Source organism: Dokdonella aquatica (assembly GCF_051987395.1).
Classification (GTDB): Bacteria; Pseudomonadota; Gammaproteobacteria; order Xanthomonadales; family Rhodanobacteraceae; genus Dokdonella.
In genome coordinates, this window is record NZ_CP197094.1 from 3,848,714 (window position 1) to 3,864,028 (window position 15,315).

Annotated in this window: 9 protein-coding genes; 5 read left to right on the forward strand and 4 right to left on the reverse strand. The window is 62.4% G+C overall.

Features of this window, described 5'->3' with window-relative positions:
* Nucleotides 1-96 precede the first annotated feature (96 nt).
* From ACQQ2N_RS17130 to ACQQ2N_RS17140, 3 genes are all read right to left on the reverse strand, one after another.
* Nucleotides 97-1,860 carry a choice-of-anchor J domain-containing protein gene (locus ACQQ2N_RS17130; RefSeq protein WP_440222780.1) on the reverse strand — a complete coding sequence of 588 codons (1,764 nt, stop codon included), beginning with the start codon at nt 1,858-1,860 and terminating at the stop codon, nt 97-99.
* 805 nt (nt 1,861-2,665) lie between these two features.
* Nucleotides 2,666-4,348 (reverse strand): choice-of-anchor Q domain-containing protein, encoded by a 1,683-nt coding sequence (locus ACQQ2N_RS17135; RefSeq protein ID WP_440222781.1) that lies wholly within the window; start codon nt 4,346-4,348, stop codon nt 2,666-2,668.
* A 685-nt stretch (nt 4,349-5,033) separates the two neighbouring features.
* Nucleotides 5,034-5,561 carry a choice-of-anchor Q domain-containing protein gene (locus ACQQ2N_RS17140; RefSeq protein ID WP_440222782.1) on the reverse strand — a complete coding sequence of 176 codons (528 nt, stop codon included), beginning with the start codon at nt 5,559-5,561 and terminating at the stop codon, nt 5,034-5,036.
* A 152-nt stretch (nt 5,562-5,713) separates the two neighbouring features.
* Here ACQQ2N_RS17140 and ACQQ2N_RS17145 point away from each other — a divergent pair, with 152 nt between their 5' ends.
* Both ACQQ2N_RS17145 and ACQQ2N_RS17150 read left to right on the forward strand, forming a co-directional pair.
* On the forward strand, nt 5,714-7,861 hold the full coding sequence (locus tag ACQQ2N_RS17145; RefSeq protein ID WP_440222783.1) for a KAP family P-loop NTPase fold protein: 2,148 nt from the start codon (nt 5,714-5,716) through the stop codon (nt 7,859-7,861).
* 54 nt (nt 7,862-7,915) lie between these two features.
* Complete coding sequence (locus ACQQ2N_RS17150) at nt 7,916-9,322, forward strand: hypothetical protein (RefSeq protein ID WP_440222784.1); 1,407 nt, start codon at nt 7,916-7,918, stop codon at nt 9,320-9,322.
* 172 nt (nt 9,323-9,494) lie between these two features.
* Here the strand turns inward: ACQQ2N_RS17150 and ACQQ2N_RS17155 are convergent, their stop codons facing one another.
* Nucleotides 9,495-10,436, reverse strand: a complete 942-nt coding sequence (locus ACQQ2N_RS17155; RefSeq protein ID WP_440222785.1) for a DNA-binding protein — start codon at nt 10,434-10,436, stop codon at nt 9,495-9,497.
* A gap of 104 nt (nt 10,437-10,540) precedes the next feature.
* Here ACQQ2N_RS17155 and ACQQ2N_RS17160 point away from each other — a divergent pair, with 104 nt between their 5' ends.
* The 3 genes from ACQQ2N_RS17160 (at nt 10,541) to ACQQ2N_RS17170 (ending at nt 15,299) form a co-directional block, all read left to right on the forward strand.
* Entirely contained in the window at nt 10,541-11,626 is a 1,086-nt protein-coding gene (locus ACQQ2N_RS17160) for a site-specific integrase (RefSeq protein WP_440222786.1), read from the forward strand.
* A 140-nt stretch (nt 11,627-11,766) separates the two neighbouring features.
* Nucleotides 11,767-13,569, forward strand: a complete 1,803-nt coding sequence (locus tag ACQQ2N_RS17165) for an ATP-dependent nuclease (protein WP_440222787.1) — start codon at nt 11,767-11,769, stop codon at nt 13,567-13,569.
* Nucleotides 13,570-13,586: 17 nt separating this feature from the next.
* The gene (locus tag ACQQ2N_RS17170; RefSeq protein ID WP_440222788.1) at nt 13,587-15,299 is read left to right on the forward strand and encodes a UvrD-helicase domain-containing protein; all 1,713 of its coding nucleotides are present in this window, start codon (nt 13,587-13,589) and stop codon (nt 15,297-15,299) included.
* Nucleotides 15,300-15,315 lie beyond the last annotated feature (16 nt).

The window sequence follows — 15,315 nt, forward strand, 5'->3', positions numbered from 1 at the left end:
CGGGGCAGGGGCGCGTTCAAATGCCGCGTGCGACGACGCCCCGACCGGGAAACGCGCGGGAAGGGCGTGTTCCGCCCTTCCCGCAGCATGCTGCACTCAGCGGGACGCCGGCACCGCGAACCCCTTGCGCACGCCGCCCGTGCGATACGTGGCATCACGCGTCGCCGCACGGCCGCCTTCGGGCTCGACCTCCTCGTCGAAGCCGTCCGCGAACAGCGAGGACTCGGTCAGCAGCGACACGTAGAAAGTCCGCGCAAAGTTGGCTCCGAACGATTCGACCGGTGCCCAGTCACCGGTCGGAATGGTCGGCCAGTTCACCCAGTTGGTGTTGGTCACGAACCGGTTGGGGCCGTTGTAGAGCGGGAGCGTGGCGTCGGTGCCCGTCGGTTCGACTACACCGACGAAGTAGTTGCCGGCTTCCAGCGTCTGCAAGCCGTCGACGAACTGCACGTCGTAGGTGCCACCTTCCATCGTCGTGATGATGGCCTCGGTCGAGGCGATCAGTGCGCCGGGCTTGCCGGTCGCGTCAGCGGCGCGGAGATTCGCCGTCACGCTCTTGCCAGGCCACTGGCTCGGCGGATCGGGCGGCGTGCTCTCCTGGACAGGGCCGAGTGCGAAACGCACACCCTCGAAGGTCGCGGCGTGGGCCAGCGAGAACGTCGTACCGAGTTCGCCGCCGTTCTCGGCGCCGATGCCGAGCGTTCCCGTGGGTTCGCCGTGGAAGCGGGCCAGTTCCCTGCCGCCGACGGAGGCGATCGCCACGCTCACGGTGTCGTCGGAAGGATCGATGTCCTGCGCGCTCTGGTCGGACGAGACCGCGTAGTCGACGGACCAGACGCCCGATCCGGACAGTGCAGCGGGAGCGGTGAACGGCAGCGTCGACGACGCACCGGCCGCGATCGTCGGGACGATGGTCGGCGAGGTCAGCGGCGAGCCGATCGGCGTACCGTCGAGGAGGATCTGGGCCGTCGCGCCGACGTTCGTCTGCGTGACCGTGCCGGGATTCGATGCGACCACCTGCAGGTTGGCATCGACCGAGAAGCCGGTCGGCAGTCGGGCGTAGGGGAACGCGTATCCCGGCGCGGCAAGGGCTGCGAGGTTGGTCTCCGCGCTCTTCACCTCGATGTCGTCGATCACCAGGAGGAACTTGTCGGTGGCGTTGTTGCGGAAGGCGATGTAGACGGTCTGCCCGGTATACGCGGACAATTCGACCGTGCGGGACACCCAGGCGGACGCGTTCTCTGCAGCGGTCGAGTAGAGCACCGTGCTGTTGGTGATCTGGTTGCCGATCACTCCCGTGCCGCCCGTCGGAGTGTTGGGCGCGGTCATGATGCGGACTTCATAGCCGTCCGGATACATCGGGTCATAGGCCTTCGCGCGCCATGACAGCGAGCTTTGCGCCGGCAGCGGACCGATCGCAGGCGTCCACATCCAGTCGTTGGCGGCACCGGCAGGCGAGTACCACGAGTTGCTGAAGGCCACGCAGTTGAGCACGTTGGTCTGGAAGTCCTCGCGGACGATCCACGCGTTGTTGACGTAGTTCGTCGAGCTCGCCGGCGTGCGGTTATCGACGTTGCGCAGCAGCCAGCCGGTCGGGAAGGGATAGGTGCCCGGGCCTCCGGGGCCGCTGCATCGCATGACCGGCTGGCCAGTCGACGAGTCGATGACCGTCTGGAAATCCTCGAGAAAAACCGTTGCTGCCATGGACGTCGAAGAAAGGACGCAGGCGATGGAGGTGGCAAGAACGCGGCGGTGCAGAGTTCCGAGCATGGTGTTCCCCAAGGATGAAGACGAGCGGATTCCCGACGGACGATTCCGCGGGCGATGCAGGCACCGGTGTGGCGACGTCGATGGCGGCATGACGCTTCAAGCGTGAAAGCCAGGCGAGAACGATCATTTCCCATGCAAATGTTTCTCTCGAAACACCTGCGACGGTCGTGCACCAGCGCTCCTCCCCCGACGGGGACGCCAAGGCAAGATTCGAACCAAGATGGGTCGGCGGCATCGCCGGGCTGCGATGAGATGGATGAACGGCGCCCGTTCAGGTCGGTGCACCTGCAACGACATCCCGCGAGCAGTCACTAGATGACAAGGACTGTCACCAAGGAACTCCACCCATTCTCGCTCGCCGGTCCGTCACGGTCGTGTGCATGTGCAACAAGTGCACGAAGGGCGTACGACCCATCGGCATTCACGAGGACGAGACCGAGGCGATGCACGAGTGCTGTACCTTGCCGATGCCGGGCATGAAGGCAAGCCTCCCTCGGCAGACGATTCCTGCGACGAGGCGACGGCGATGCCGGCGCACGAGCATGATGCCGCGGTGCGCTCGATCGAACCTGCAGGTCGGCCGACCTGCAAGGCCTGCGACTGCCCGTGTCGTGTGCCGGGGCCACTCGCCGAGGAAGCGGCCGGAGTCAGAGACGGGCAACGACCCCGGCTGCGGCTCGGGGCAGAGACATCACTGCTTCGCGAGCGAACGGGGGTTTCCCGATCTTGAATGGCGGCATCAGGGGCGGCGGCATCGCCGAGAGGCGAGGGGGGAGTGCCAATGAATGGACGCCGCGCCGATGGATCGATGTGCGGGGCCGTCTAACCCAACAGTGTCGACCGGCCCGCCGGCATCGGGGCGGCAAGGCCGATGCACGAGGGCACCCGGCAGGCCTTACTCGAAGCCGTGGCGGAACAGCTCGTCCTGCGTGGCACCGACTTCGACCGCACCGATGTCGCACAGGCTGTCGGCGCGTGCATACCGGCGCTGGTCCGCAGGTGAACAGTACGACTCGCGACCGGTATCGATCGCGATGCTGCCCGCGCCGGGCATGCGTGTCGGCGTAGGGCCGCCGTTATCGGCCAAACCGCCGAGAGCGAGCTGGGCACTCGTCGCGGACACCTCGTTCTGCGCCTGCTGCGAGGCCGTGGTCAGTCGGCACGTGTTCCCGGGGGACTCGATGGTGTTGTAGGCCACGGCCCACTGCCGTCCGGACGGAAACGTGCAGGTGCCGGCGAGGAGGGTGTTGGCGATCACCTGGGCGTTGCCCGGCGTATCGTCGAGCATGCGCAGGATCGTGCCTTGCCTTCCGGCGATGCCGAACGGCCCCGCAGCGAGCGTGCTGCGATACAGCTGCAGCTTCCCGCTGGCCAGCGAAATCGCACCACCGCGGAACGCGTCGTTGCCGGAGAACGTCGAACGCTGGATCAGCAGGGTGTCGCCACCGAATCGGATTGCGCCACCGCCTTCGTCGGCCGCGTCGGTGCTGGTGACGCGGTTGGAGTCGAACGTGGACCGATCGACGACGACCGTCCTGGAGCCCGATACGGCGCCACCGGAAAAGCTCGCGGTGTTGTCACGCAGAAGGCTGTCGATCAACTGCAGTGACCAGTTGCTGTACACGGCACCGCCTCGGTTGCCGCTGTTCGAGGAGAGTGTGGTCCTCAGCATCACCGTGGAGCTGATTCCGTCTTCGGCATGAAATGCGCCGCCTGCGAAGGCATTGGTGCTTGTCGTGACATTGGCATGCAGCACACTGTCTTCGATCCGGGTCACGAAGGAGGAACTGAGCACCGCCATGGCCGCACCGCCGCTCCCGCCGGCACGATTGCCGTTGAAGATGGTGCGACGGATGGTGACGTCGCCGCCCGAGTTGCTGATCCCGCGCAGGGCGATGGCTCCGCCACCGCTCTTGCCTTCGTTGTCGATGAACCTGCTGTCCTCGATCAGGATGAACGGGGCGCCGACGATGGTTGTCGTCGCGTACAAGGCGCCGCCCAACCCATTGTTGACCTGGGTGGCCATGTTGTCCTCGAAGCGCACGCGCCGCAGCACCAGGCGCGGCTCGGCGATCGACGGATCGTACGCGGCAGACAAGGAGATGGCGCCGCCATTCTGGGTGACACTGTTGCCGACGAACGCGGCATCTTCGATCGTCACACGCGACGATGCGCGCAAGGCGCCACCCTCGAAGCTGCGGCCGCCTTGCACCGTGAGCCCTCGCAACACGAGACGCCTGTCGGCCGTCATGGAGGTTTGCAGCACGCGGTCCGCGATGGTCTGCACGAGCACGGTGGTGTCGGCGCCGGTACCGATGATCTCCAGATCGTCGAGTACATTGAGGTCGCCCGTCGCGCTGACGTTCTCGCCGGCTCCGGGGATGGTGAGCTGCAAGGGCAAGCCCGGCGTCGCCGGCAACAGGATGCGATCCGGCCCGGCGAGACTGTTGGCCAGGATGACGGCCTCGCGCAGCGAGCAATGACCCGGCGTGCAACCGTTCGGCTCGGGATCCCCGAGGATGTCCACCGTGATGTCGATGGCCCGGACCGGAGCGGCGGCCAGCAACAGGATCAGCAAGCAGCCGCGCACACTCGCGGATTGATGCCTGGGAGAAGGCATGGGAACGGACGACGTCATGGAGGGCCCCTGGGCGGTGTTCTGTCGACTCGCCACGGAACACGAGGGCTGCAGGGGACATAGGGAGAGGTTGGGTACCTAAGCGCTAGGATCTCCGTTCTATATTTTACATAATATGCATTGTGCACGTTATGAAGTGGCTGGCACGAATTTTGTCCGCAGTCTCGTCCGTTTTCCGATCGGAGATTCACGCGCATGAAGCCGCCCCCGTGTTGTTGATCGTCAAAAGGTTCGTACAGTCACGGCCAAAGGTTTGAGCACTTAGCGCCAACAAGTCCGTGCAGTGTTGGACAGACGCCAACAAGTCTGGGCAGTGTTCGACGGTACGCCAACAAGTTCGTGCGGTTTTCGACAGTACGCCGAAAGGTTCGTGCAGTTTTGAACAGTGGAACCGGCTCAAATCCTACGTAGAGGTCCCCTTGCGGCGACGACGCGTCGAAGGATCCTCGGGCGCACGACGTTCGGTCGGCACCTTGACGCCCTTGATGGCTGCCCAGACGGTCTCAGCGAGCATCGCATCCGCCAGGATCGCTGCAAGGGGCCCGACGCCTTCGTAGTGTTCCTACCGGAGGCCGGCGACGGTGCGCTTTCGACGCTCGTTCGCTTCTCGAGCGCCTCGACCGTCCTATTCGAAGCCGTTGGCGAACAACCGATCCCCGTCCCGCTCATACGCGCCGATGTCGCAGCGCGTACCGCTCGGTCGGGCGAAACCGTGCTGGTCGGTCCCGGTGTGACCCGCGGCGTTTACGATCACCTGGTCGATGGCCGGGCTGGCGGGCTGCAATTCCATGGTCTTCGTCGGTCCGCCGTTGTCGGCGAGATCGGCCAGGCCGCGATCGAGGTCGACGCGGTCTTTGAGCGCGGCGGATGTCGCGAAACACGTGGCTTCGCCGGCGATGTTTTCTCTTCCGGAGCCAACCGGTCTTCGGCTGAAGACTAGCCCGACATCGCCCTGGCTGGCATTGCTGCCGGCGGTCTTGTTGTTCGAGAACATGCTGCTTTCGAGCCGGTCGGCGCGTTCGATAGCGGCTTCGCGCTGTTGCGTGAGATCGTCAAGCTGGGACGCCTGTTGGGCGATCAAGCGCGGCGCATCATCTAGCCGGGTCACTGCCATCGCTTCACTACGGTGCGCGCCCGCGAGCTCGTCGGCCAACTGCTCGGCTGACTGCGCAAGGCGCCGGCGCTCGCCTTCAAGGCTTTCCGAGGGTTGGCCGCTAAGTCAAACAAACAGAAATTCTTATTCACCTACTCGCAGCCACTGGAAAGTTCTACATTGGGACAATACCCCACGAGGTGGCAACTCCCGTGCACAAGCTTCCCTTCCCCGATAGCGTACGCATCCATGCTGGTGAGCCGCTAACCGCCGTCAATGCCATAGAGAGGGACGGCCTCGGGCGGAAGGGTTTCGCCCGAGCCGCCGTGATGGCGCTTCGCGGGGTTGGCTCATCTGCGGGCCTGGTTGTGTCTGTCGAAGGCGCGTGGGGCAGCGGTAAGACATCTGCTCTCGCGTTGATTGAGGCCTACCTCAATCAAGAGCCGGAAGAAACGCGCCCCGTGGTGGTTCATTTCAACCCATGGCTCGTCGGCGACCGGGACGCCCTGCTGAAACTATTCTTGCAGAAACTGGCCACCGCTGTCGGCTTGACGAGTAACACAGCGGTTGCCATCAAGGCAGCTGAACAACTGCGAGCCTACTCACGCGTTTTCGGTGTGTTGAAATTCGTCCCCGGCGCAGAGCCGTGGGCCTCCATCACCGAAAAGGTCATCTCGACATCCGGCCGACTTACGGAGTCGGCGGCCAAGTTGAAGGCGCCCGATCTCGAAGGCCAGCGCGACAAGGTCGCGGATGCGCTGAAAGAACTGACTCGGCCCATCATCGTGTTCATCGACGACGTTGACCGCCTGTTTGCGCAGGAGGTCTTCGAAGTCGTTCGCATCGTCAAGGCCGTCGGCGAACTGCCCAACGTGGGTTACGTCATCGCATGGGACGCGGACTACGTCACCAAGGCTCTCGAAAGTCTCCATGTCCCGTTCGCGGCGACCTATCCCGACAAAATCGTCCAAGTCCGCCTGCCTCTTCCCGCGATTTCTCGGGCAGGTCGTGAGCATCTGTTTACCGAGCAACTCGATTCGCTGGGCGAAGAGGTCACCCGCCACAGGTTCCCCAACGAAGAGGACCGTTTGTCCCTGCTCTACTGGTCGGGGTTGAACGACCTGTTGGCGTATCCGAGAGACTTTACGCGTGTGTTCAACACACTGAGGACGATAGAACCGATACTGCGAGGTGAGGTCGCGTTCGCGGACTTGCTCGGCTTGGCCGCGTTGAAGGTCAAGGCGCCCTCCATCTACGGATTGCTGCATCGGCATCCAAAGTTTTTCGCAGGCAGCCTCAACAATCGACAGATGGGCGAAAAGGGAGAGAAGACTCCCGGCGCAGTGGCGCGCGCTGAGGCTTTGAAAGCATGCGGCGCACCGCTCGCCGTCGGCAATCTCGTGCATCACCTCTTTCCGCTCACCGCATCGGAAGATGGCGCGTTCGCGATAGGACGAGTAGAAAGCACGGAAGGCCATCTGGCAGCCACCGACCGTCTTGCAGTGGCCCTTCAAGTCGGCACGACCGACTCCGACGTGAGTCTTGTCGCTGCCCAGGCCTACCTCTTCGAGCCGTCCCGGCGCGAGGAGTTGTTGAAGGCCATCACGACGCTCAACTGCAACGAGTTTCTGCACATGCTCGGCCAAGTGCTCGAGTCGACGACGGTGCCAGTCGAGGATGCAAAACTTCTGTGCCTCGATGTCGCAAGGCTGGTCGACCATCCCGTCTTCATTGAGCGCAGACGCAGCCGTCGAGATGACTTCTTGCTTCGTGGCGCTGAGGACATTGCGGTTCTGTTGGCAAGCAGTGTGGCCAAACGGCACGCAGAGGGAAGCGAGTCCCTCGTTGCCGCATCGCTTGCCAGCGATGCAGGTTCATTGACGGTTGCTGCCCAGCTGCTATGGGAAAGCTACATGGGAAGAAAAGATGACCCTCCTCCCGAGTTCGCCTGCGCCGCCGACTCGCGAACGGAGATTGTGGCGGCCTACGCCGCGAACGTGCTCGCTGCGGCCAAAGCAGGAAAGCTGCTGACCATCGCGAACCCAGGCTCGGTTCTGTGGCGATTGGAGGATCTTGCGCCGGACTCTTGTCCGGCGGTGTTTTCGGCGATTCGCGAGATTGACCCAACCTTGGATTCATTCGCGCTGGAAATCCTTCGCAAATCGTTCCACAGCCCGGGCGGTCAAGCCTATGGGCTGAACCAGGGTTCCGTCGAAGCCTATTGCAAAATCGATGAACTTCGAGCACACGCAACCCAACGAATCGCCGGCGGGGTCGCTCTTCCTGCGTTGGCTGCCTGGAAATCTCTGGTGGATGGGAAGACCTACTTTGGGACGTCAGGACGGGTCGTCAGAGAATAGGTCGAACCATTGTCCCATCCGATGCCGGCTGAGCGAACTCATACTACGCCATCCATGAAACTCCTCAACATCGCCATCAGATGCTTGGACGAGTTCTCCCGCGTGCAACCAGGCGGTGCACTCGATGCCAAGCAACTCCTCCGCAAAGGCGAGATGCCTTCGATGCTCCGTGCAGCGAACGGGATGGAGGTTTGGTTCAGTCCTCACGCGTTGGAGCACATGACTTGGCTCGCCCAGCACCTTCACCAGGAGTCGGCGGCGGGTAGAGCGATTCGATTGGAGGAGTATGCCCAGCTCGTTCGCCAAGCGTTGGTCGACGGGCACTGCGATGGGCGGCTCACCCGCAGCAGCACCACGCTCCTCGCCGATGTCCGTGCGATGGTCGCCGCGGCGGTCGAAGCGTCCCAGCGCCCCCTCATTCATTCGTTTCCGGCCTGGTCGGTCGACATCGGCGAACGCGTCGTCGAAGTCGGTCCGGCCGTTATCTACCCGCTGGCGCAATGGCTGGAACGCCAGCGCTTCACGCCCAAAGTCGCTGAAGCATTCTTCACCGACGAACTGCCCGAAGAGGGATGGGCACAGCGCTTTCACGAGTATTTGTCGGGTGCGCGCGCCGAAGAGTATCTTGATCCGGCCTGCATGCTGTCGGGGGTCATCGGTGAGGCCACGCATGTGGTGGAAGTGGCCATGCCGCCAAGGGAAACCGTTCTGTCGCGGCACCAAGCTCGCTTACTTGCGCAGGCAAGTCTCGATTGCATCGCACTCATCCTGGAACGACCCGTGTTCCACCGACACTGGGTCCTTCGTGACCAGCCGACCTCGCCCGAGTTCTACGACGACATCACGGCGTTTCAGTCCGGCCTGTCGCCTCCCAATGCTCGCAAGCGGTTCCACCGCAGCCCGTTCAGCAAACCGCAGAACAAGGCCATGCTGGACCAATACGCCAGCCACGTGGCCGCGTGCGCGCACGTCCTGCATGTTGTACGTACGGATGACCAAGCCGCTCCTAACCTCGGGCTTGCTCATCGTTGGCTGTCGGCACTGCAGTGGGCTTCGGAAGCTGCACGCGAGCCCAACGATGCGATGTCATCGACCAAGTTCGCGACCAGCCTCGACATCCTTGCCAGCGCGAGCAAATCTCATCCCATCGTGGATATGGTGACCAATTTGCTGAGGATAACCGCGGATGTCCGACTCGTTCGGCCTACACCTCAGCACCCCGAGGGCATGACGCTAAGACAGGCCGTCGAACGGCTCTACGGGGAGGGTCGCTCTCAGGTGCTGCACGGGAACATTGTCAATCCGATGCACCGCCATACCGTGGAACGCGACGTCGGGGCATGGCTTGCCCGTACCTGCCTGCGACAGGCGGTGTCGACCATTCCTCTGGCTATTGATGCGGAGCATGCCAACTTCCGGGCGATACCGATCACACCGAACGACGATGCGCTCTCTGCCTGAGACCACGGCGTGTCAGCCGTTTTCGCCACTCGCAGAGATGTCGGCGAGCATCGCATCCCCAGACGATTTCTGTGGACAAGGAACTGCCCCAGCCGCAGTCAACAAACTCTCCTAGAGCGACCAACAAATCGCCCTCTAGTTAGCGGCAGTGCCAACAAACCGCCCTAAAAATCTACGTTGACCGACCTTTGCGGCTACGGCGCGGTGAAAGATCCTTCGGTGGATGACGTTGGGTCGGTGTCTTGGCGCTCTTGATGGCTCCCCGGACGGTTTCAGCAAGCTCTGACAGTTGCGCCTGCTGACGTTCGAGTATGTCGGCGCGGGCCTTGTAGGCGATCGCCTCCGCCCGAACCGCTGCGAGGGCCGCAACGGCGTCGTCGCGCTCCTGCCGGAGGCCAGCGTCAGCGCGCTCGTGCTTGCCAACCAGCGCTGACACTTCTTGCTTGGCCGTGCGGGCCTCTTGTCTGGCACGGTCGACTTCGACGCTCGTTCGCTTCTCGAGCGCCTCGACGTACTGATCGTGTCGGGCGCGCTCGGCCATGGCGGCCGCCTCCTGGTCGGCCTGCCGGGACCTGAGTTCGGAAACCTCGTGTTCGAGCCTTTGGGCACGCTCTTGAGAGGCGTCGCGCTGGCGAGCGACGTCCTCGAGCTGGGACGCCTGCTGGGCAGTCATGCGCGTGGCATCGTCCAAGCGGGCCGTTGCCTGCGCCTCACTACGTTTCGCGGCTTCGAGGTCGTCCGCGAGCTGCTTGGCTGATTGGTCCATACGCCGACGCTCGACTTCAAGGCTTTCCCTGTCCTGCGCCACGGCAGCCGAGGCCTTCCGAAGCTCTTCATCCGCCAGCCGCCTTGCCTCCTCGAGCGCCTTCTCCCACAGCGCGTGTGCGAGCGACGCCACCGCCTCCGGCGCGTCCGGCATCTGGAGCTTGGCGTTCTGCGCCTGCAGACGCGCGCCCAGATCCGACCACCAGACGTCGAGCAACCGGATCAGCGTGTTCGGCGAGCCGGTGCCGAGTTTGGTACGCACGCGCTCGATGGTCGGGCGCTCGCCGGCGAGCAGCAGCGCGTCGGCGGCTTCGTTGACGTTGTCCTGAGTGACGCCGGTTCGTGCCATGTGGAGGTCTCCCGTATGCGTGCCCTGCCCGCTGGATTTCGTACCCGCGATAAGTGATGATTATCGGTGGTATGTAGTCTATTGCGTATTTAAAGATACATAACATGAAACGAAAAGACAGCCCTCCCGCATCGGCGACGACCGGCACCGCGCTGGTGTTGCCAGAACAGCTCGCCCAACAGGCCGCGCACGCCGTGCGCGAACTGCTCGCCGAGGCTGCCGCCGCCAACACCACGCGCAGCTACACCAGTGCCCTGCGCTACTGGGCTGGCTGGCACGCGGCGCGCTACGGCCTCGAGCTCACGCTCCCGGTTCCCGAAGCGGTCGTGCTGCAGTTCGTGGTCGACCACGTTAAACGCCGCAACGCCGAGGGCGAACTCGCTTGGGAACTGCCGCCGGCAGTCGACGAGGCGCTTGTCGCCTCTGGGCTCAAGGCCAAGCGCGGAGCATGGACCTTGGCGACGGTTCGACATCGCGTCGCGGTACTGTCGACGGCGCATCGCCTCAAGCAGGTCGCCAACCCGTGTGAGCAGCCGGCGATACGCACCGTGCTCAGCCGCGCCGCGCGTGCGTCGGTGAAACGCGGCGAGCGGCCGCGCAAGAAGACGGCCATCACGCGCGCCGAGCTAGATGCGATGCTCGCAACGTGCGATGACACCTTGGAAGGCCTGCGCGATCGCGCCCTGCTCTGCTTCGGCTTTGCCAGCGGCGGCCGCCGACGCAGCGAGATTGCCGCGGCAGACCTGCGCGATCTGCGCCGGATCGGCGCAGCGGGTTACATCTACCGGCTTGAGCACAGCAAGACCCAGCAGGCAGGCGTGACCACGTCGTCGACGCCGGACAAACCGGTGCTCGATCGGGCAGCGAGCGCCATGGAGGAATGGTTGGAGGCGTCCGGGATCACCGAAGGCGCGATCTTCCGGCGGCTATGGAAGCGGCGCGTCGGCCCTGCCCTGTCGCCTGCGGCCGTCGGCGAGATCGTGCAGCGTAGGGCACGACTGGCCGGGCTCGAGGGGGACTTCGGCGGCCACAGCCTGAGGTCTGGGTTTGTAACCGAGGCCAGTCGTCAGGGCGTGCCGCTGCCGGCGATAATGCAGATGACTGAGCACCGAGCGGTGTCAAGCGTGATGGGGTACTTTCAGGCTGGCGGAGCTACGGCAAATCCAGCCGCTCACCTTCTCGACGACTAGGAATTGCCAGTGCGCAATGTGCTGTGCGCTACTTGTCGCCGTTTTTCTGTGGAAACGGAAGATAGGACCTCACGCTTTATCCTCCTCAGCTCGAGGAGAGTACGAGAAGTTTCGATCAACGTCTTGAGTTGGGAGAAGCCATGCGCGTTGCTCGCGTTCACATTGAAAACTTCCGTGGCATTCGACTGGCCGACCTAAGCTTTGCCGGAACCACGGTCCTGCTTGGCGACAACAACACCGGAAAGTCCACGGTGTTCGAAGCCATTGAGCTCGCCATCGGCGCAGACAGGCTAGCCAGAAATCAGGTCATCGATGAACACGATTTCTTCGGCGGCGACTACCGAGGTGACGAGGAGCACCCAGCACCAAAGATTGTTGTCGAACTAATCATCGCAGGACTCGACGCACAGCATTGCGAGCGTTTCCGGAACAATTTGGAGTTTTGGCGCGGGAGCGATGGTGTCTTGATCGGACCTGGCGGCGCCGCGCAGGCAGCACAGCCTGGGGTGGAGCCAGCCGTCCGGATCAGGTTTGAAGGTGAATACAACGAGGAAGCTGACGAGTTCAGCGCCAAGACATGGTTTGCCGTTCCACGGAGTGTTGACGATGTTCCTACAAGCGAATGCAAGTCCTCGGACAAAAGGGAGTTTGGATTCCTCCACCTTCGCGCGCTTCGTACCGGAAGCCGTGCACTGTCGATGGAAAGGGGCTCGTTGCTCGATGTAATCCTGCGGACCTATGAGGTCAGGACTCGGATGTGGGAAGGACTCCTGGATCGCTTACGTGTGCTTGATGTGGTTGGGGAGCAAGATCCGGAGTTTGGCCAGATACTGACCGCCATTCGGGATGCAATGCGGGAGATCGTTCCGGGCGAATGGGCGGATGCCCCGCATCTCCGGGTTTCGGAACTCACACGCGAGGACCTCCGACGCGTCTTGAAATCCTTTCTTGCCACGGGAGTCCCCGGCTACGCGGCACCCTTCCAGCACCAAGGTTCGGGAACGATCAACGCGCTGGTGCTGGCTATGTTGGGACTGATTGCGCAGCGCCGCGCGGGCCGCGTGATCTTCGCAATGGAGGAGCCCGAACTTTCTCTTCCACCGCACGTCCAGCAGCGAGTGGTCGACAAGGTGCGAGGCCTTGCGTCCCAAGCCCTGTTCACGTCTCACTCCCCGTATGTCATCGAGCAGTTCAAGCCCGAACAGATGACAGTTGTGCGTAGGGACGCCGCAGGGAACATGTCTGCCACGCCCGTGTTGCTGCCGCCCAATCTCAAACTCAAAATCTTCCGCGATGGATTTCGCACGCGCTTCTGTGAAGCGCTTCTCGCACGAAGAGTTCTTGTGGTCGAAGGAAAGACTGAGTTCGTTGCATACAGTGCAGTATCACGTCGTGCCGCTGAAATTGCGCCCGCTGCGCACAAGCGCCTTGACTCGCTTGGCTGGGTTCCATTCGACGCAGTTGGGGATACGGCCGTTGCCCCGTTTGCTACATTTTTCCGCGGTCTGGGCAAGACCGTGGCCACGATATTCGACCAGCAGCTGCCCGCGGCAACAGTGGCGATCGAGCAGGCGAGTGATCGAGCCTTCGAGCAGCCTTACGCTGGCTTCGAAGACCTCCTTCGAACTGAGGTCTCGCCTGCCATGCAAAGTTGGTTCGTCAAATGGCTAGTCGCTCAGGGCGAGTGGCCGCAGGCCTTGCAAAATCAGCTGCCTCCTGAGAACTCGCCGGACCAAGCCTTTGCCGCCCCCTTCTTTGAACTTCTTCGACACAAGAAGGGCAATGACTACCTCACTCTCTTTTTTGAGCAGTGTGAGATCCAGCACTTCCCTCCAACCATCATGAGGATCCTCGGTCAACTAAGACTGATGGTTGAACCACCTCCGGCACCCCCACCTCCCCCACCTCCGCAATTGCCTCCGCTTCCCATTCCAGTCATCTGAGCAGGGTATGTAGCGCCATGCCTTTGGTACTTTGCGAACAACGACAACGCCTACTTGGAACGGATGGCCACATCGTAGTTCGAGGTGGCGCTGGGTCAGGCAAGACAACAATTGCACTCGCCAAAGCCTGCGAAGACCTCGCGACCGGACGCATTGGAAATTCAGGGAAGGCACTATTCCTGAGTTTCGCTCGTGCCACGATTGCGCGCGTTGCCGAACAGGCTACGGCGACGCTTCCCAAAGATCAGCTGCGCCGCATCGAAATCAACACCTATCATGGCTTCGCGTGGTCGGTTTTGAAGAGCCATGCGTATCTGCTCGGTACAAGACCCGGAGTTTCGCTGTTACTACCCGCCCAGGCACGCGAACGCCTTGTGGGACTCGCTGGCGATGCACGCACCAGGCGCCAGAGGCAGTTGTTTGATGAGGAAGGATTGGTTGCATTCGATCTTTTTCCCATCCTGCTAGCAGAGTTGCTGGAGCAGTCGCTTGTTTTGGCTCACGCCTTCGGTAATGCCTATCCGACGATCATCGTGGACGAGTTCCAAGACACAGATGATCAGGAATGGGAAATGATCTCCCGCTTGGGTCAACACAGCCGTCTGATTGCATTGGGCGATCCCAAGCAGCGCATCTACGACTTCAAGGGTGCGAGCCCTCGGCGCTTCAATGACTTCATTGAAGCATTTGCCCCGACCGAGTTCGACTTCCTCAGCGAGAACAATCGCAGTGCCGGCACGGACATCACTGCATTCGCGGATGCAATTCTTGACGGGGCATACCGCCACCAGCCCTACGCAGGTGTTTCCGTGGTTCACTACGCAGGTCGCAGCCTCAGACCCTTGAAGCAAAAGGTGCTTGAAACTGCAAATCGACTAAGGCGACGGGAGACCTGGTCTTTGGCCATTCTGGTTCCGTCGAACCCGCTGGCCGCGGCCGTATTTGATTACATGCACGGTGCAGAGCACGGGCTTCCGAGGTATCCGGTCGACATTATTGTCTCAGCTGAGGGCCCTATGCTGGCCGGCATGCTGATTGCACTGCTACTTGAACCCAGAAGCTCCGACATTGAACATGGCGCTGCTGTTCTGGAAGCACTCGCAGCATTTGAGATCGGGCGCAGCGAGATCGCTTCGGCTACTGCGATCAATAGATCCCGACGGATGCGCACCCTGGCGACCGCAGTCAGGACACGAGGCGATAGGGGCTACGGGGCAGCTGGCGTTGGACCCGGAGTCCGCCAGCTATTGGCCGACGTGGCACAACTCCAACTTACTGGCGATCCAGTCTCAGATTGGCGTGCAGTGCGAGCGGTCATCGCAGCGAGCCACCGAACCGAGCTTCAATCCGCAGCGAAAGAAGCGCGACACATGCGCTTGCTACGCCGAGGCGCCCAGGTCGAGGCAGTCCTAGCCGACGCCTGGCGGGCACGCGGTGCCTATGTCGATGCGAGGTCGCTCCTGCGAGCAGCCGTCGTAGAGGATCAGTTTTCTGCTACAGGACGCGCACACCAAGGTGTATCGGTGATGACTATACACAAGGCCAAAGGAAAAGAGTTCGAGGAGGTCATCGTGTTTGAGGGACCATTCCAACGCTTCTTCGTTCAACGAGGACCCGACTCGGAGCGATCCGCGAGATTCAACTTACATGTCGCTTCTACGCGGGCGCGATCTAATCTAACCGTGATGACTCCTTCAATGGATCCTTGCCGTCTACTCCCACCTCGCTGACAGTTGACTATCGGTC